Here is a 17,189-nt window from a genome sequence, read left to right on the forward strand (position 1 = left end):
ATGAATCAACCACTAGCTTACGTCCATCCTGGAGCTAAAATTGCAAAAAATGTTGTAATTGATCCTTTTACTACCATACATAACAATGTTATTATTGGAGAAGGTACTTGGATTGGAAGTAACGTTACTATTATGGAAGGTGCTCGCATTGGAAAAAATTGTAATATTTTTCCAGGTGCTGTAATTTCAGCAGTTCCTCAAGATTTAAAATTTGATGACGAAGACACTCTAACCATAATTGGAGATAATGTCACAATTAGGGAGTGTGTGACTATAAATAGAGGTACCACAGATAAAATGAAAACCGTTATTGGCGACAATTGCTTAATAATGGCCTATTGTCATATTGCTCACGATTGTATAGTTGGTAATAATTGTATTTTTTCTAATAATAGTACATTAGCGGGACATATTTCCATTGGCGATTATGTAGTATTAGCAGGAATGACTGCTGTGCATCAATTTTGCTCTATTGGAAATCATGCTTTTGTAACTGGAGGTTCTTTAGTTAGAAAAGATGTGCCACCATTTGTTAAAGCAGGACGAGAACCCTTATCTTATGTTGGAATTAATTCTGTTGGTTTACGTAGACGAGGATTTTCAACTGAAAAAATAAGAGAAATTCAAGATATCTACAGAATATTATATCAAAAAAACTATAACAATACTCAAGCTTCAGATTTAATTGAAGCAGAAATGGAAGCAACACCAGAAAGAGATGAAATTCTTCAGTTTATCAAAAACTCACATCGAGGAATTATGAAAGGTTATTTTAAATCAAATTAATTTAGCTTTTTAAAATAACGTAAGAAAACAAAAGAAACATTTATTCCCCATTGCTTTAGACAAAGAGGAAATAATCAAATTAACTACAAACAACTTAACAAAATAATGGCAACTACAAGTGATATAAGAAACGGATTATGTATTAGATTCAATAACGATATTTATAAAATAACAGAATTCTTGCATGTAAAACCAGGAAAAGGTCCTGCGTTTGTTAGAACAAAAATGAAAAGTGTCACTAGTGGAAGAACATTAGAAAACACGTTTTCAGCCGGACACAAATTAGAAGATGTACGTGTAGAAACCCATAAGTTTCAATTTTTATATAACGATGGCGAATTTTACCACTTTATGAATACCGAAGATTATACGCAAATTCGTTTATTAGAAGCTGCTTTAGATAGACCAGATTTAATGAAAGAGGGTGAAGTTGTTACTGTTATTATTAACGCAGAAGATAACATGCCACTGTCTGTAGAAATGCCTGCAAGTGTTGTACTAGAAGTAACGCATACAGAACCTGGAGTAAAAGGTAATACAGCTACAAATGCTACCAAACCAGCAACAGTTGAAACTGGAGCAGAAGTAAATGTGCCTCTATTTATAAACGAAGGTGACAAAATTAAAATTGAAACTGAAAAAGGAACTTATAAAGAAAGAGTTAAAGAATAAATGAAGTTTCCAAAACCACATACCTTAAAACAAGTTTCAGAAATTATTAATTGTCAGTTTATTGGCGATGAAAATTTTCCTGTTTTAGGTATGAACGAAATTCATGTGGTGGAACCTGGAGATATAGTTTTTGTCGATCATCCAAAGTATTACGATAAAGCCTTAGACTCTGCTGCAACTATTGTCTTAATCAATAAAGAAGTAGTTTGTCCTGAAGGAAAGGCATTGCTAATAAGTGATGACCCTTTTAGAGATTTTAATAAATTAACACAACATTTTAAACCTTTTATTTCCTCTAGTTCAGATATTTCAAATTCAGCAAAAATTGGAAAAAACACCATTATTCAACCTAATTGTTTTATAGGAAACAATGTGGTTATTGGAGATCATTGCATCATCCATTCCAATGTAAGCATTTATGATGATACCGTTATTGGAAATCACGTAACTATTCATGCAGGAACAGTATTGGGAGCTAGTGCTTTTTATTATAAAAACAGACCAGAAGGTTTCGATCAATTAAAATCTGGAGGTCGTGTTGTTATTGAAAATTATGTGGATATTGGAGCATTATGCACCATAGATAAAGGGGTTACAGCAGATACTAGAGTTGGTGAAGGATCAAAACTTGATAACCAAATTCAGGTTGGTCATGATACTGTAATTGGTAAAAAATGTTTAATTGCTTCTCAAGTAGGTATTGCAGGTTGTGTGGTTATAGAAGATGAAGTCACCATTTGGGGACAAGTTGGTATAACTAGTGGAATAACTATTGGTAAGAAAGCGGTTATTTCGGCACAATCTGGCGTTAGTAAATCTTTAGAAGGAGGAAAGAGTTATTTTGGTACTCCAGCCGATGATTTTAGATCAAAATATAAAGAAATTGCTTCCATAAGAATGATTCCGGAAATTTTGGAGAAATTAAAAATAAAATAAATGAGCCCAAAAGAGCTATTAAAACAATTCTATAATGCAGATATAATCAACAACAATAAGTTAGTTGAAGAATTCTATCATAAAGAATGTGAGTTACATTGGAACAGTAGTCAGGGATTCCGTATTTCGAAGTTTCAAGACATTTTAGGTTTCTTTAAAAATGTCCGAGAAAATTATGTGTCAATTAGATATGAAATGAGTCATTTATTAGAAGATAATGATCATGTTACCTCTAGATATACCGTATTTGGTAAGCCTATTGAAAACATGGACGAAGAAATGCCGTTAGCACATTATATGTGTATTTGGCAGGTAAAAGACGGAAAATTATACAGAGGCTACCAAATAAGTCAGCTTGCAGATGATCTTGCCATAGAATCCAATTCTTTTTCAGAAATTAAAGTTTAAAACACTTTATAAATTGCAGTTAAAAACTTACTTTTGCAACGTTTTAAAAACATAAAAATTTAACAATAATGAGCGTTTTAGTTAATAAAAATTCAAAAATAATCGTACAAGGTTTCACAGGAAGTGAAGGAACATTTCATGCTGAACAAATGATTGAGTATGGGACTAATGTTGTTGGTGGTGTAACTCCAGGAAAAGGTGGACAAACGCATTTAGACAGACCTGTTTTTAATACAGTTCAAGAGGCCGTTGAGAAAGCTGGAGCTGATACAACTATTATTTTTGTTCCACCAGCTTTTGCTGCAGATGCTATTATGGAAGCTGCTGATGCTGGAATTAAAGTTATTATTACCATCACAGAAGGTATTCCTGTTGGAGATATGATTAAAGCTGCAGAATATATTAAAAATAGAGATTGCAGATTAATTGGTCCTAACTGTCCAGGGGTTATTACTCCAGGAGAAGCTAAAGTTGGTATCATGCCAGGTTTTGTATTCAAAAAAGGAAAAGTAGGAATTGTTTCTAAGTCAGGAACTTTAACTTACGAAGCTGCAGACCAAGTTGTAAAGCAAGGTTTGGGTATTACAACGGCTATTGGGATTGGGGGAGATCCAATTATTGGAACTACAACAAAAGAAGCTGTAGAATTATTAATCAACGATCCAGAAACTGAAGCTGTAGTAATGATTGGTGAAATTGGTGGTCAACTAGAAGCTGATGCTGCTCATTGGTACAAAGCTAGTGGCTCTAAGAAGCCTATTATTGGTTTTATTGCTGGAGAAACAGCTCCTGCAGGTCGTACAATGGGTCACGCTGGAGCAATCGTTGGCGGAAGTGACGATACGGCTCAGGCTAAAAAGAAAATCATGAGAGCTTGTGGAATTCACGTAGTGGAATCTCCTGCTGAAATTGGAAAAAAAGTAAAAGAAGTTTTAGGATAAAATCCATTTAACATATATTAAAGCCTCATAAATTCATCTTAATTTTATGAGGTTTTTTTAATTCTTATAACTTCTTATTATTATATTTGAAATAAGAAGTCAACCAAACGAATCAACTAAATAGTACATTCGTGTTATTCGTATCAAAATATATTTAGAATGAAATTATTAGAAGGAAAAACAGCCATTATTACAGGAGCAAGTCGTGGAATAGGAAAAGGTATTGCAGAGGTTTTTGCTAAACAAGGTGCTAACGTAGCATTTACTTATAGCTCTTCTGTAGAAGCTGCTAACGAGCTTGAAAAAGAATTAAATGCTCTTGGCATTAAAGCCAAAGGTTATAAAAGTAATGCTGCCGATTTTAAACAGGCTCAAGAATTAGCTGATACAGTTCTAGCTGAATTTGGAACCATAGATATATTGGTTAATAATGCTGGAATTACTAAAGATAATTTATTAATGCGTATTACTGAAGAAGATTTCGATACGGTTATAGAAGTAAACTTAAAATCTGTTTTTAACATGACCAAAGCTGTACAACGCACCATGTTAAAGCAACGTAGTGGTTCTATAATAAATATGAGTTCTGTTGTTGGTGTTAAAGGAAATGCAGGTCAGACTAATTATGCGGCTTCTAAAGCAGGTATTATTGGGTTTTCTAAATCTGTTGCCTTAGAATTAGGTTCTAGAAATATTAGAAGTAACGTGATTGCTCCAGGATTTATTGAAACTGAAATGACAGCTAAATTAGATGAAGCTGCTGTAAAGGGTTGGAGAGATGCAATTCCATTAAAAAGAGGAGGGACTCCTGATGATGTTGCCAATGTTTGTGTGTTTTTAGCTAGCGACATGAGTTCGTATATTACTGGACAAACTATTCATGTGGATGGTGGTATGCTAACTTAAATCTATACATGCAAACAGAAACAATCTTATATATCATATTATCTGGATTTATAGCGCTATTTGTAGCGCTTTTTCAGTATAAATATATGGTGAAACAAAAGTCTAGAAGACAATTAGTTTTAACTGTTTTAAGATTTGTTACTGTTTTTTCTTTACTACTATTGTTAATCAATCCTAAATTTGAAAATACGAGTGTGTATTTAGAAAAACCAAATTTGGTTGTTGCTGTAGATAATTCCAATTCTATTACTTATTTAAAACAAGATGCTCATGCCTTGTCAATGCTAGAGAGTATTGTCTCTAATGCTGAAATTAACAAGAAATTTCATGTGCAAACTTATACGTTTGGAGATCAAGTTAAGCTATCAGATTCGATTGGTTTTAATGAACAACAAACCAATTTGGATAGGTTGTTTCATGAATTTAATCAAATATATAAGCAAAGTGTTTCTCCAACGATACTTATAAGTGATGGGAACCAAACTATTGGTAGTGATTATGTGTTTACAGCTGCCAAATATAAGCAACCAGTTTATTCTGTTATTTTAGGAGATTCAATAGTTTATTCAGATTTAAAAATTCAGCAATTAAATATTAACAAGTACGCTTATTTAAAAAATAAATTCCCAGTTGAAGTTATTTTAGTTTATCATGGTGTAGAACCTGTAAGTTCTTTATTTAAAGTCCAAAGTGGCTCTGCAACTATTTTTTCTAAAAAAGTAAACTTCACTAAAGACAATAATTCTCAAGTTTTGAATTTCTATCTGCCAGCAAATCAGGTTGGGGTTCATACATACAAAGCCATTTTAGAGCCTCTTGAAAACGAAAGAAACACGGTTAATAATTATAAGGAATTTGCTGTAGAGGTTATCGATCAAAAAACAAATGTAGCCATTGTTTCAGACATGTTACATCCAGATTTAGGCGCTTTAAAAAAGAGTATTGAAGCAAACGAACAACGTCAGTCAAAAATTTTAAATCCATACGATTTTTTAACTCAAAAAAATGATTTTCAGTTAGTTGTGTTGTATCAGCCAAACAATAGCTTCAATCAAGTTTTCGACTATTTAAAAAATACAAACAGCAATTATTTTTTAATTTCTGGAACAAAAACGAACTGGAGATATTTAAATAATTTAGATTTAAATGTCACACATGAAATTACAAATCAAACCGAAGATTATCAAGCAGTTTTAAATACAGGATTTTCAAATTTTATTGTAGAGGATTTAGAATTTGAATTATTTCCTCCCTTAAAATCCAATTTTGGTGAGGCAAAATTTAAAACTCCTTTTCAAACTATTTTATATAAAAAAGTTGGTAATTATGCTACTGAAAGTAGCTTATTGGCTACTTTAGAACACAATGGCAGGAGAGAAGCCATATTGTTTGGTGAAAATATTTGGCAATGGAGAGCACAAAGTTATTTAAACGATAAGTCCTTCAAAGGTTTTGATAATTTTATAGGGAAGCTTGTTCAATATCTGGCATCAACCGAGAGGAAAACTAGGCTTGACTTAGATTATAATTCTTTTTATGAAGGAAATTCAAGTGTAATCTTAAAAGCGCAATTCTTTAATAAAAATTATGAATTCGACTCTAAAGAATCCCTTCTAATTAAAGTCACCGATAAGATTTCTGAAGAAACAAAAAGCTTCCCATTAATTCTAAAAAACAATTATTATCAAGTAGATTTAAGCAATTTGCCAGCTTCAGAATACAATTTTACGGTAAGTGCAACTAATGAAAAAATCTATAAGTCTGGAAGTTTTAAAATTTTAGAATATCATATTGAACAGCAGTTCTTAAACGCAAATCTTAATAAACTGCAACAAATAGCTGAAACTAGCAATGGAAATAGCTATTTTGCTACAAATAGTAATGATTTGATAAACGATATTTTGAAGGATGAAAGATACAAACCTATTCAAAAGAGCCATAAAAATGTTGTACCTTTGATCGACTGGAAATATCTTCTAGTTTTAATTGTCTTTTGCTTATCTGCAGAATGGTTTATTAGAAAATATAACGGATTAATTTAAAAAAAAATACATGGAAAAATTACCAAAAATTGCTTTACCAACTATTATTATTGCTATAGTAATCTTAGTTTTAATTGCTAAATCAGCTGTAACCATTGATTCTGGTGAAGCTGGTGTTTTATATAGAACTTTTGATGATGGAGTTGTAACAGATGAACCACCTTTAGGGGAAGGGTTTCATATTGTAGCACCTTGGAATAAGGTGTTTGTTTACGAAGTTCGTCAGCAAGAGATTTTAGAAAGAATGAATGTTCTTTCCTCTAATGGTTTAGATATTAAATTAGAAGCCTCAATTTGGTTTCAGCCAGATTTCGCTAGCTTAGGAAAATTACACCAAGAGAAAAGTGAAATGTATAAAGAACGTGTTTTATTACCTGCCATTCGTTCGGCAGCTAGAAGCGTAGTAGGACGATATACTCCAGAACAATTATATTCTAGTAAGCGTGATGCTATCCAACAAGAAATTTTTGAAGAAACTAAGAAAATTGTAGAAGATCAGTACATTCAATTAAACGAAGTTTTGGTTAGAGATGTTACTTTACCACCAACAATTAAAGATGCTATCGAGCGTAAATTAAAGCAAGAACAAGAATCTTTAGAATACGAATTTAGATTAGTAACAGCAGCAAAAGAAGCCGAAAAACAAATTATTGAAGCTCAAGGAAAGGCAGATGCAAATAGAATTTTAAGTGCCTCTTTAACAGACAAAATATTACAGGATAAAGGAATCGAAGCAACCATAAAGTTATCTGAATCACCAAACAGTAAGGTTGTTATCATTGGTTCAGGAGACTCAGGAATGCCTATTATACTTGGAAACCAATAAAAAAATATAGTTTATTTAGGAATTGTAAATAATAATTTACAATCTTTGTACTCACAAAAAAGAAACATGACTTTTATTCAATCACATCATCATCATTTTCATTCTGGCACTCAGGCGAGCTGAAAATGTATTGAATAAAACCAAGATATTTAAAAACCCGTTTGAGTAAATCAAACGGGTTTTTTATTCCTGAATAACAGGAATCTTCTTCCAAAAAGATTTACTCAAACACAAATTAAAAGCTTCCCACTTTCTTGGGAAATATTATGAGTAAATTAAAAATTGCCGTTCAAAAGTCGGGTCGTCTACACGACGATTCCATGAAGATTCTTAAAGATGTAGGTGTTTCTATAGATAATGGAAGAGACCAACTAAAAGCATCAGCTAAAAATTTCCCTTTGGAAGTATTTTATTTGCGAAATGGAGATATTCCACAATACCTTAGAGATGGTGTAGTTGATGCAGCCATAATTGGAGAAAACATTTTAATAGAAAAAGGGATTGATATCCCAATTGTTGAAAAATTAGGCTTCTCAAGCTGTAAAGTGTCACTTGCAGTTCCAAAAGCTATAAAATTTAAATCTATTCAGGATTTACAAGGCAAGCGGATTGCCACTTCATATCCAAACACAGTCAATCAGTTTTTATCGAAAAATAATATTGAAGCCCAACTTCATATTATTAATGGTTCAGTTGAGATTGCGCCAAACATCGGACTTGCAGATGCCATTGTTGATATTGTTTCAAGTGGAAGTACTTTGTTTAAAAACAATTTAAAGGAAGTAGAAGTGTTGTTGCAATCGGAAGCAGTTTTGGCTGTATCTCCCCTAATATCAACTAAAAATGAGATTATTTTAAATCAATTAAAGTTTCGATTTCAATCTGTTTTAAAAGGAAGACAATCAAAATATGTATTATTAAATGCACCTAATAATAAGATTCAAGATATTCTAAAAATTCTTCCTGGAATGAAAAGCCCAACTATTTTACCATTAGCGGAAGAAGGTTGGAGCTCTTTACATTCAGTAATTAATAAAAATGATTTTTGGGAAATTATCGATGAATTAAAAGCCAAAGGAGCTCAAGGTATTTTAGTTTGTCCAATAGAAAATATGGTATTATAATGAAAACGATAATAAACCCAAATAGAGAAGCTTGGTCTGCTATTTTGCAGAGACCTACACAAAAAATTGAAAACTTAGAAGATACTGTTAATCATATTTTTAATGATGTAAAAAGAAATGGAAATAATGCTATTTCAAAATATACAGAACTTTTTGATGGTATAGTTTTAAAATCAAATATGGTTGCTAAAGTAGACATTGAAAAAGCATCAAATCAAATTTCAAACGAATTAAAAAATGCCATAAAATTGGCAAAAAAAAATATTGAAAAGTTTCATAAAGCTCAGAAAACAAATAAAGTTCAAGTAGAGACTATGACTGGTGTTAGTTGTTGGCAAGAAAAAAGACCTATTGAAAAAATTGGACTATATATTCCTGGAGGTACCGCTCCTTTGTTTTCAACGGTTTTAATGTTGGCTATTCCTGCCCAAATTGCAGGTTGTAAAGAAATTGTGTTGTGCTCACCTCCAAACAAACAAGGGAAAATTGCAAATGAAATTTTATACGCAGCACAACTTTGTGGCGTTACTAAAATTTTTATGGTAGGAGGAATTCAAGCCATTGCGGGCTTGACTTTTGGTACAGAGTCTATGCCTCAAGTGTATAAAATATTTGGTCCAGGAAATCAATTCGTTACGGTTGCCAAACAGTTGGCAACAAAATTTGGTGTTGCTATTGATATGCCTGCTGGACCTAGTGAATTGTTAGTGGTAGCTGATGATAGTGCAAATGCAGCTTATGTTGCTTCCGATTTATTAAGTCAGGCAGAACACGGAACAGATAGTCAAGTTGTTTTGGTTTCAACTTCAAAATATCTTATTAAAGACGTTCAAAACGAAATCTTGAAACAATTAAAAGGTTTGCCAAGAAAGGATATGGTAGAAAAAGCATTATCCAATTCAAAATTTATTTATTTAGAGAATGATAAAGATGCCATGGATTTAATTAATGAATACGCTCCAGAACATTTTATAATTTGTAGTAAAAATCAAGAATTTTTCATCAACAATGTGATGAATGCAGGATCAGTTTTTATTGGAAATTATACACCTGAAAGTGCTGGAGATTATGCGTCTGGCACTAACCATACCTTGCCAACAAATGGTTTTAGCAAATCTTATTCTGGGGTGAATTTAGATAGTTTTACTAAGAGTATCACCTTTCAAAACATCTCAAAAGAAGGTTTGAAAAATATAGGTAATGCAATTGAATTAATGGCAGAAGCTGAAGGTTTACAAGCACATAAAAACGCAGTAACTATTAGATTAAAAGACATTTAAACATGAAAATTTTAGACTTAGTTAGAGATAACGTAAAGACTTTAAAGCCATATTCTTCTGCAAGAGACGAATACCAGGACTTTGTAAACGATATGGTTTTTTTAGATGCCAACGAAAATCCATTTGATAATGGTGTAAATCGGTATCCAGATCCGCAACAAACTCTTGTGAAATTAGAACTCTCTAAAATTAAAAACATTGCAACAAATAATATCCTTTTAGGAAATGGTAGCGACGAAGTTCTAGATTTAATTATTCGAGCTTTTTGTGAACCAAAGACAGATAAAGTTATTTGCTTGCCACCAACTTATGGGATGTATCAGGTGTTAGCTAATATCAATGCTGTTGAAGTAGTGGAAGTGCCATTAACAAATACTTTTCAACCACACTTAGATTTAATTTTAAAAGTGTCTAATGCTAAAATCTTGTTTCTTTGTTCACCAAATAACCCAACAGGAAATAGTTTTAATAAATCTACAATTGATGAACTGCTTAAGAAATTTAAAGGAATCGTCGTTCTCGATGAAGCTTATGTAGATTTTTCAAAGCAAGAAAGTTGGCTAAATAGATTGGAAGAATTTCCTAATTTAATAATCACACAAACCTTTTCTAAAGCCTATGGTTTGGCAGGAATTAGATTAGGTGTTTGCTATGCTTCAACCGAAATAATAGCTGTTTTGAATAAAATAAAACCACCTTATAATATCAATAGTTTAAGTCAAGATTTAGCATTAGAGAGATTGAAAAATAATGATGAAGTTATGTCTGAAATAAATTTAATAAGATTAGAAAGAGACCAATTAATATCACAATTGAGCTCTGTGGAATATATTTCTAAAATCTACCCTACAGATGCCAATTTTTTACTTATTAAAGTAGATAATGCTAATTTAAGGTATAAGCAATTAACAGAAAAAGGAATTGTTATCCGCAATAGAACCACTCAATTTGGTTGTGAAAATTGTTTACGTTTAACAGTTGGTACACCATTAGAAAATCAAAAATTAATAAACACATTAAACGCTATATAATGAAAAAAGTCCTTTTTATAGATAGAGATGGAACCATCATAAAAGAAACTTCAGATGAACAAATAGATTCTTTTGAGAAACTAGATTTTTATCCAAATGTATTTCAATATTTAAGTAAAATTACTAAGGAATTAGATTTTGAAATTGTCATGATCACCAATCAAGATGGTCTTGGAACCAAAGCGTTTCCTGAAGATACTTTTTGGCCTATCCATAATTTTATCCTCAAAACGTTTCAAGCGGAAGGGATTCAATTTAAAGAGCAATTCATAGATAGAACTTTTGCAAAAGATAATGCACCAACTAGAAAGCCAAATACGGGTTTATTAACGCAATACTTTTCAAAGGCATATAATTTAGAAGATTCATACGTTATTGGAGATCGTCTAACAGATATGGAATTAGCCAAAAACTTAGGTTCTAAAGGTGTTTTTATTAATGATAATACAAACCTTGGAACAAATGAAATTACAGTAAAACGAGAAGAATTAGATGAGTATATAGCTTTAGAAACTAATAGTTGGGAGCAAATTTACACCTTCTTAAAAATGAAAGAGAGAACTAGTGTTATTGAAAGAAACACCAATGAAACTAAAATTAAAATTGGTTTAAATTTAGATGGAACAGGTAAAAGTAGTATTGATACTGGAATTGCTTTTTTCGACCATATGTTGGATCAAATTGCACGTCATGGACAATTGGATTTGAATGTTAAAGTACATGGCGATTTAGAAGTGGATGAACACCACACCATTGAAGATACAGCTATTGCTTTAGGTGACCTTTTTGCGACAACTTTGGGCAACAAATTAGGCATTGAACGTTATGGATTTTGTTTACCAATGGACGATTGTTTAGCACAAGTAGCCATAGATTTTGGTGGGAGAAACTGGTTGGTTTGGGATGCAGAGTTTAAACGTGAAATGATTGGTAGGATGCCAACAGAAATGTTTATGCACTTCTTTAAGTCCTTTACAGACGGCGCCAAATGTAACCTGAACATTAAAGCAGAAGGTACAAATGAGCATCACAAGATTGAGGCTATTTTTAAAGCTTTTGCTAAAGCCATTAAAATGGCCGTAAAACAAGATGTAGATAAAATGGTGTTGCCTTCAACAAAAGGTCTTTTATGAAATTGAATAAAATAATGTCACTCTGAGCTTGGCGAAGAGTCTAAAAAAAAAGAAAATGAAAGTAGTTATTATAGATTATGGAGCCGGAAACATTAAAAGTATTCAGTTTGCATTTAAGCGTTTGGGAGTAGATGCTGTACTTTCCAATAAACTAAAAGAGATTATGGGAGCAGATAAAGTGATATTCCCTGGAGTTGGCGAAGCAAATAGTGCTATGAAAATGCTTGGAGAAAGTGGTTTAGATATTATTATTCCACAACTTACACAACCTGTTTTAGGAATTTGTTTAGGTATGCAATTACTTTGTAATGATACCGAAGAAGGTAATACAAAAGGTTTGGGAGTCTTTAATGTTTCAGTAAAACGCTTTCCCAATCAAGTAAAAGTACCCCAAATGGGTTGGAACACAATAAATAATTTAAAATCGGAGCTTTTTCATGGTATTTCTGAAAATGAATATATGTATCTTGTTCATAGTTATTATGCCGAAAACTGCAAAGACACCATAGCAACTACTAATTATAGCCAAATCTATTCATCAGCTTTACAAAAAAACAATTTTTATGGAGTTCAATTTCATCCAGAAAAGAGTAGTTATACAGGAGAACTATTATTAAAGAATTTTTTAGAATTATAACATGAGAATTATACCCGCAATTGATATTATAGACGGAAAGTGCGTTAGGCTAACAAAAGGCGATTACAACACAAAAAAAATATATAACGAAAGTCCATTAGAAGTGGCAAAACAATTTGAAGCAGCAGGAATTGAATATCTACACTTAGTAGATTTAGATGGAGCAAAAGCCCAGCAAATTGTCAATTATAGAGTTTTGGAACAAATTGCTTCAAAAACAACACTAAAAATTGATTTTGGAGGTGGCATAAGAACAAATGAAGATTTACACATAGCTTTTAATTCTGGTGCAAAGCAGATTACTGGTGGAAGTATTGCTGTAAATAATTCAAAACTATTTGATGGTTGGCTTGAAAAATATGGAGGTACTAAAATAATTCTTGGAGCAGATTGCAAGGAAGAAAAAATAGTAATTGATGGCTGGCAAGAACATAGTCCTTTAGAAATAATTCCATTTATAAAAAACTATCAAAAAAAGAGTATTAAATATGTTATTTGTACAGATATTTCAAAAGATGGTATGCTAGAGGGACCATCCATCGATTTGTATAAAAAAATAATAAATTCCTGTTCTAACAGCGATGCTCAGTCAATTAACCTGATTGCTTCAGGAGGTGTCTCTTGTTTAGATGATATTAATTTACTAGAAGATATTGGTTGTGAAGCAGTAATTATTGGTAAGGCTTTATACGAAGGAAAAATCAGCCTAAAAGACTTAGAAACAAATTTTTAATATGCTTGCAAAAAGAATTATTCCGTGCTTAGATATTAAAAACGGACGTACAGTTAAAGGCGTTAATTTTATCGATTTGAGAGATGCTGGAGACCCTATTGAGCTTGCCAAGATTTATTCGGAGAATGGTGCAGACGAATTGGTTTTTTTAGATATATCAGCCACTCTTGAAGGTAGGAAAACCATGCTGGATTTAGTGTTAAAGGTTGCTAAACAAATAAATATTCCTTTTACTGTTGGTGGAGGAATTTCTTCGTTAGAAGATGTAGAAGCTCTTTTAAAATGTGGTGCAGATAAAGTATCTGTAAATTCCTCAGCAATTAAACGTCCAGATTTAATTAATGAATTGTCTAAAAAATTCGGGAATCAATGTATTGTAGTTGCTATAGATGCCAAACAAATTCATGGCCAATGGAAAGTACATCTTGCAGGTGGAACTATTTCAACAGACTTAGATTTATTCGAATGGGCTAAGGAAGTTGAGCAACGTGGCGCTGGAGAAATCCTATTTACATCCATGGATCATGATGGAACCAAAAATGGCTTTGCTAATTTGGTTTTAAAAAAACTTTCTGAAGAATTAAATATACCAATTATTGCATCCGGTGGAGCAGGTAATATACAGCATTTTATAGATACATTTCAACTTGGAAAAGCTGATGGAGCCTTAGCTGCTAGTGTATTTCATTTTGGTGAAATTGAGATTTTAGATTTGAAAAGAAAATTAAAGAATAATAATATTGAAGTGAGATTATAATGAAAATAGATTTTAATAAAAATAATGACGGCTTGGTTCCAGCAATCATTCAGGATGCCCTAACAAAAAATGTCTTAATGTTAGGATATATGAATGAAGAGGCTTTAAAAAAAACAAACGCAACCAAACAAGTAACCTTTTATAGTAGAACAAAACAAAGATTATGGACTAAAGGAGAAAAAAGTGGGAATTTCTTGAATTTGGTGGATATAAAATTAGATTGTGATAGCGATTCATTACTGATTCAAGTCCTTCCAAAAGGCCCAACATGTCACAAAGGATCAGATACCTGTTGGAATGAAGATAACATAGAAACATACGGTTTTATAACTAATCTTGAGAACATTATAAAAGACAGAAAAACAAATTCCCTTTCAAAAGAATCTTATGTCGCTTCTTTATTTGAGAAAGGGATTAATAAAATTGCTCAAAAAGTAGGAGAGGAGGCTGTAGAAGTTGTCATTGAAGCAAAAGATACTAACGACGACTTGTTTTTAAATGAAAGTGCCGACTTACTATTTCATTACTTAATTCTGCTGCAAGCTAAAGGGTTTTATTTACAAGATGTTATGAGTGTTTTAAAACAAAGGCAATAAAAAATATCTAATTCTTTTAAACCCGTTTAGAAGTATTTATGAAATCCATTTTTTAGAAATACACCTATTAGAAAACATAATAAGATAAATACCAATAATAAGAACCATTATAGGCATAATCAAACCTTCTGGCCCATAAACTTTCATAGCGTCGCTAATAAATAAATTGTAAGCCAATTGGGTTATTATGCCAAGTAATGAGATAATAAAGAGCTTTAGAGAAAGTTTCTTTCTTAGTAGCAGAGCTATCGAAGCCAAAGTGCCACCAAAAACGGCAATAGCAAAAGCAATTGTAACCCAAACAGGAATATTGTTATATAGCGTTTGTTCTGTTGCAGATAAATCTGCTAGTTCAGCATCAGTCATATAAGCTTGTCCAATATAAACTATAACTCCCATAAGGTTCCAAATAAGAGCAATAATGCTTACAATCCAAAACCAGATCGGAGGTTTGTTGGTTGAAATATTTGTCATATTTAGTCAGTTTTAGAGGTTATTGGAATTACAAGGTATAAAAAATTTGGCAGTTACTTAAAATGCTTTATTTTTCAGCAACCAAATACATTGTTTCGTGTTCAATAAAAAATATTACTACGTAATAAAAATTCAATTCTTAGGATATCGTTTTCATGGTTGGCAAAAACAACCCAATGTAAAAACAGTTCATTTGATGATAGATAGAACTTTAAACTATATTTTTGAAGGAAAACGCTTTAAAACACTAGGTTCTGGTAGAACAGATGCTATGGTTTCTGCTCAAGAAGCTGCTTTTGAATTATTTATTTATGATGATCCATTAGAAGATTTACAGGAGTTCTTAGTCTTGTTTAATCATAATTTACCACAAGATATTCGTGCACTTTCAGTAAAACAGGTCGATGAAAAGTTTAATATAATTAATCATGCAAAAATTAAAGAATATCTATATATTTTTGCTCATGGAGATAAATTTCATCCGTTTTGTGCTCCCATTATGACTACCATTTTAGAAGAAATGGATATAGAACTCATGAAACAAGGAGCCAAGCTGTTTGAAGGCTTTCATAACTTTAAAACTTATTGTTATAAAGCAACAGATAATGGTATATACAATAGAGAAATTATTACTTGCGAAATAGTTGAAAACACACTTTTTACAGCCAACTTCTTTCCCGAAACCTCTTATTTACTTCGTGTAAGAGGACAGGGGTATATGCGAAATCAAATTAGGCTAATTATGGGGGCACTTATAAAATTGGGCAGAGGTGATATTACTTTAGATTATATTAAAGACTCTTTAAAGCCTGAAAGTACAGAGATTATGGATTATATTGCTCCAGCCTCTGGCTTAATTTTAAATAGAATTGAATTCGAATAAATACATTGAATTTCAAGTTTTCTTAACTTTTTTAACAAATCACTTTTTATTTAACATAATTTAAGTTAAACAAAACTTAAAACCGTTAAACCCTGTTAAATGCCTTGGTTTTCTTAACTCAAATCTTAGTTTTTAGTATATATAAATCTAAAAAAAAGCAAGACATAATTATGAGTTATTTGAACATGCAAGATGAAAAATTATTACCAGTTGTAGTAGAATTAAACACTTTACTAGCCGATTACCATTTATATTACCAAAACCTAAGAAACAACCATTGGAATATTCTAGGCAAAAACTTTTTCGATTTACACAATAAATTTGAAGAGCTTTATACGGATGCTAGAGTTAAAATCGACGATATTGCCGAACGAATCTTAACTTTAAGATACCATCCAATGAGTAAGTACAGCGACTATCTAAAAGTATCATCCATTAATGAAGCTTCAGCCTTACAAACAGATAAAGAAATGGTTTCCGAAACAATTAAGGATCATAAAACACTTTTAAAACAAATGAATTTGGTTATAGAAAAAGCCAATGCTGTTTCAGATGAAGGAACTATAGATTTAATTGGTGCTTACATTCGTGAATTAGAAAAATCCAGTTGGATGCTTGATGCCTGGAACAAAGAATCTACAGATTCGCTTAAAGAAAGTGTTATAGAAGCTTAAAAAATGTTTCCACTATTGGTTTGAGTTAAGATGCTTATCGTTAAAGCTAATCTACTTAAGTTTTAAAACCCATATTTGTGTTATAGAAATTTGATAATCAAGTTTTAAGCATAACTTTAAAAAATTAATCATGAAAAGAATCATATTAGTATTCGCACTTATATTTTCTTTTGCAACTGTTTTTACAAGTTGTAGAGATGAAAAGAAAGCCGACGAACAAATAGAAGAAACAATGGACGAAATAGGAGATGATGTAGAAGATGCGGCCGATGATGTAGGAGATGGAATTGAAGACGCTGCAGACGAAGTAGAAGATGCCTTTGACGGAAATTAATTTAATGGACCTTTAA

The 17,189-nt window shown here is 31.8% G+C and carries 20 protein-coding genes; 19 read left to right on the forward strand and 1 reads right to left on the reverse strand.

Going from position 1 to position 17,189, the window contains the following annotated elements; genetic code table 11:
- The 16 genes from lpxA to hisIE all read left to right on the forward strand — a co-directional run bounded on the left by lpxA (position 1) and on the right by hisIE (position 14,808).
- A complete protein-coding gene (gene lpxA, locus OS191_RS01605) occupies positions 1-786 on the forward strand; it encodes an acyl-ACP--UDP-N-acetylglucosamine O-acyltransferase (RefSeq protein WP_267153959.1) in 786 nt (261 codons plus the stop codon).
- Between the two features lie 105 nt (positions 787-891).
- The gene (efp, locus tag OS191_RS01610; RefSeq protein WP_267153960.1) at positions 892-1,458 is read left to right on the forward strand and encodes an elongation factor P; all 567 of its coding nucleotides are present in this window, start codon (positions 892-894) and stop codon (positions 1,456-1,458) included.
- On the forward strand, positions 1,459-2,394 hold the full coding sequence (locus tag OS191_RS01615) for a UDP-3-O-(3-hydroxymyristoyl)glucosamine N-acyltransferase (RefSeq protein WP_267153961.1): 936 nt from the start codon (positions 1,459-1,461) through the stop codon (positions 2,392-2,394). It abuts the gene before it with no gap.
- Complete coding sequence (locus OS191_RS01620) at positions 2,395-2,802, forward strand: nuclear transport factor 2 family protein (RefSeq protein ID WP_267153962.1); 408 nt, start codon at positions 2,395-2,397, stop codon at positions 2,800-2,802.
- A gap of 68 nt (positions 2,803-2,870) precedes the next feature.
- A complete protein-coding gene (sucD, locus tag OS191_RS01625; protein ID WP_267153963.1) occupies positions 2,871-3,743 on the forward strand; it encodes a succinate--CoA ligase subunit alpha in 873 nt (290 codons plus the stop codon).
- Positions 3,744-3,902: 159 nt separating this feature from the next.
- Positions 3,903-4,649: a 3-oxoacyl-[acyl-carrier-protein] reductase gene (gene fabG, locus OS191_RS01630; protein ID WP_267153964.1), complete on the forward strand. Its 747-nt coding sequence runs from the start codon at positions 3,903-3,905 to the stop codon at positions 4,647-4,649.
- Positions 4,650-4,657: 8 nt separating this feature from the next.
- Complete coding sequence (locus OS191_RS01635) at positions 4,658-6,691, forward strand: VWA domain-containing protein (protein ID WP_267153965.1); 2,034 nt, start codon at positions 4,658-4,660, stop codon at positions 6,689-6,691.
- A gap of 10 nt (positions 6,692-6,701) precedes the next feature.
- A complete protein-coding gene (locus OS191_RS01640) occupies positions 6,702-7,517 on the forward strand; it encodes a prohibitin family protein (protein WP_267153966.1) in 816 nt (271 codons plus the stop codon).
- Positions 7,518-7,783: 266 nt separating this feature from the next.
- Positions 7,784-8,641 (forward strand): ATP phosphoribosyltransferase, encoded by an 858-nt coding sequence (gene hisG / locus OS191_RS01645; RefSeq protein ID WP_267153967.1) that lies wholly within the window; start codon positions 7,784-7,786, stop codon positions 8,639-8,641.
- Positions 8,641-9,921: a histidinol dehydrogenase gene (gene hisD / locus OS191_RS01650; RefSeq protein WP_267153968.1), complete on the forward strand. Its 1,281-nt coding sequence runs from the start codon at positions 8,641-8,643 to the stop codon at positions 9,919-9,921. The genes hisG and hisD overlap by 1 nt, the downstream gene beginning before the upstream one ends.
- A gap of 2 nt (positions 9,922-9,923) precedes the next feature.
- Positions 9,924-10,952 carry a histidinol-phosphate transaminase gene (gene hisC / locus OS191_RS01655; protein ID WP_267153969.1) on the forward strand — a complete coding sequence of 343 codons (1,029 nt, stop codon included), beginning with the start codon at positions 9,924-9,926 and terminating at the stop codon, positions 10,950-10,952.
- Entirely contained in the window at positions 10,952-12,085 is a 1,134-nt protein-coding gene (gene hisB / locus OS191_RS01660) for a bifunctional histidinol-phosphatase/imidazoleglycerol-phosphate dehydratase HisB (protein WP_267153970.1), read from the forward strand. Before hisC ends, hisB begins: the two co-directional genes overlap by 1 nt.
- A gap of 55 nt (positions 12,086-12,140) precedes the next feature.
- Positions 12,141-12,722, forward strand: coding sequence for an imidazole glycerol phosphate synthase subunit HisH (hisH, locus tag OS191_RS01665; RefSeq protein ID WP_267153971.1), 582 nt, complete (start codon positions 12,141-12,143; stop codon positions 12,720-12,722).
- 1 nt (position 12,723) lies between these two features.
- On the forward strand, positions 12,724-13,455 hold the full coding sequence (gene hisA, locus OS191_RS01670; RefSeq protein ID WP_267148832.1) for a 1-(5-phosphoribosyl)-5-[(5-phosphoribosylamino)methylideneamino]imidazole-4-carboxamide isomerase: 732 nt from the start codon (positions 12,724-12,726) through the stop codon (positions 13,453-13,455).
- 1 nt (position 13,456) lies between these two features.
- Complete coding sequence (gene hisF, locus OS191_RS01675) at positions 13,457-14,212, forward strand: imidazole glycerol phosphate synthase subunit HisF (RefSeq protein ID WP_267153972.1); 756 nt, start codon at positions 13,457-13,459, stop codon at positions 14,210-14,212.
- Entirely contained in the window at positions 14,212-14,808 is a 597-nt protein-coding gene (gene hisIE, locus OS191_RS01680; RefSeq protein WP_267153973.1) for a bifunctional phosphoribosyl-AMP cyclohydrolase/phosphoribosyl-ATP diphosphatase HisIE, read from the forward strand. The genes hisF and hisIE overlap by 1 nt, the downstream gene beginning before the upstream one ends.
- 36 nt (positions 14,809-14,844) lie before the next feature.
- Here hisIE and OS191_RS01685 read toward each other — a convergent pair whose 3' ends face one another.
- Positions 14,845-15,282, reverse strand: a complete 438-nt coding sequence (locus tag OS191_RS01685; RefSeq protein WP_267153974.1) for a hypothetical protein — start codon at positions 15,280-15,282, stop codon at positions 14,845-14,847.
- Between the two features lie 97 nt (positions 15,283-15,379).
- Here OS191_RS01685 and OS191_RS01690 point away from each other — a divergent pair, with 97 nt between their 5' ends.
- From OS191_RS01690 to OS191_RS01700, 3 genes are all read left to right on the forward strand, one after another.
- Positions 15,380-16,165 carry a tRNA pseudouridine synthase A gene (locus tag OS191_RS01690; RefSeq protein WP_267153975.1) on the forward strand — a complete coding sequence of 262 codons (786 nt, stop codon included), beginning with the start codon at positions 15,380-15,382 and terminating at the stop codon, positions 16,163-16,165.
- A gap of 170 nt (positions 16,166-16,335) precedes the next feature.
- The gene (locus OS191_RS01695) at positions 16,336-16,839 is read left to right on the forward strand and encodes a Dps family protein (protein ID WP_267153976.1); all 504 of its coding nucleotides are present in this window, start codon (positions 16,336-16,338) and stop codon (positions 16,837-16,839) included.
- A gap of 130 nt (positions 16,840-16,969) precedes the next feature.
- The gene (locus tag OS191_RS01700) at positions 16,970-17,173 is read left to right on the forward strand and encodes a hypothetical protein (protein WP_267153977.1); all 204 of its coding nucleotides are present in this window, start codon (positions 16,970-16,972) and stop codon (positions 17,171-17,173) included.
- Positions 17,174-17,189 lie beyond the last annotated feature (16 nt).

The organism is Xanthomarina sp. F2636L (assembly GCF_026410195.1).
GTDB lineage: Bacteria > Bacteroidota > Bacteroidia > Flavobacteriales > Flavobacteriaceae > Xanthomarina.

Coding starts and splice junctions, on each gene's coding strand:
- lpxA (WP_267153959.1), top strand. CDS start 1: ATGAATCAACCACTAGCTTACGTCCATCCTGGAGCTAAAATTGCAAAA.
- efp (WP_267153960.1), top strand. CDS start 892: ATGGCAACTACAAGTGATATAAGAAACGGATTATGTATTAGATTCAAT.
- OS191_RS01615 (WP_267153961.1), top strand. CDS start 1,459: ATGAAGTTTCCAAAACCACATACCTTAAAACAAGTTTCAGAAATTATT.
- OS191_RS01620 (WP_267153962.1), top strand. CDS start 2,395: ATGAGCCCAAAAGAGCTATTAAAACAATTCTATAATGCAGATATAATC.
- sucD (WP_267153963.1), top strand. CDS start 2,871: ATGAGCGTTTTAGTTAATAAAAATTCAAAAATAATCGTACAAGGTTTC.
- fabG (WP_267153964.1), top strand. CDS start 3,903: ATGAAATTATTAGAAGGAAAAACAGCCATTATTACAGGAGCAAGTCGT.
- OS191_RS01635 (WP_267153965.1), top strand. CDS start 4,658: ATGCAAACAGAAACAATCTTATATATCATATTATCTGGATTTATAGCG.
- OS191_RS01640 (WP_267153966.1), top strand. CDS start 6,702: ATGGAAAAATTACCAAAAATTGCTTTACCAACTATTATTATTGCTATA.
- hisG (WP_267153967.1), top strand. CDS start 7,784: ATGAGTAAATTAAAAATTGCCGTTCAAAAGTCGGGTCGTCTACACGAC.
- hisD (WP_267153968.1), top strand. CDS start 8,641: ATGAAAACGATAATAAACCCAAATAGAGAAGCTTGGTCTGCTATTTTG.
- hisC (WP_267153969.1), top strand. CDS start 9,924: ATGAAAATTTTAGACTTAGTTAGAGATAACGTAAAGACTTTAAAGCCA.
- hisB (WP_267153970.1), top strand. CDS start 10,952: ATGAAAAAAGTCCTTTTTATAGATAGAGATGGAACCATCATAAAAGAA.
- hisH (WP_267153971.1), top strand. CDS start 12,141: ATGAAAGTAGTTATTATAGATTATGGAGCCGGAAACATTAAAAGTATT.
- hisA (WP_267148832.1), top strand. CDS start 12,724: ATGAGAATTATACCCGCAATTGATATTATAGACGGAAAGTGCGTTAGG.
- hisF (WP_267153972.1), top strand. CDS start 13,457: ATGCTTGCAAAAAGAATTATTCCGTGCTTAGATATTAAAAACGGACGT.
- hisIE (WP_267153973.1), top strand. CDS start 14,212: ATGAAAATAGATTTTAATAAAAATAATGACGGCTTGGTTCCAGCAATC.
- OS191_RS01685 (WP_267153974.1), bottom strand. CDS start 15,282: ATGACAAATATTTCAACCAACAAACCTCCGATCTGGTTTTGGATTGTA.
- OS191_RS01695 (WP_267153976.1), top strand. CDS start 16,336: ATGAGTTATTTGAACATGCAAGATGAAAAATTATTACCAGTTGTAGTA.
- OS191_RS01700 (WP_267153977.1), top strand. CDS start 16,970: ATGAAAAGAATCATATTAGTATTCGCACTTATATTTTCTTTTGCAACT.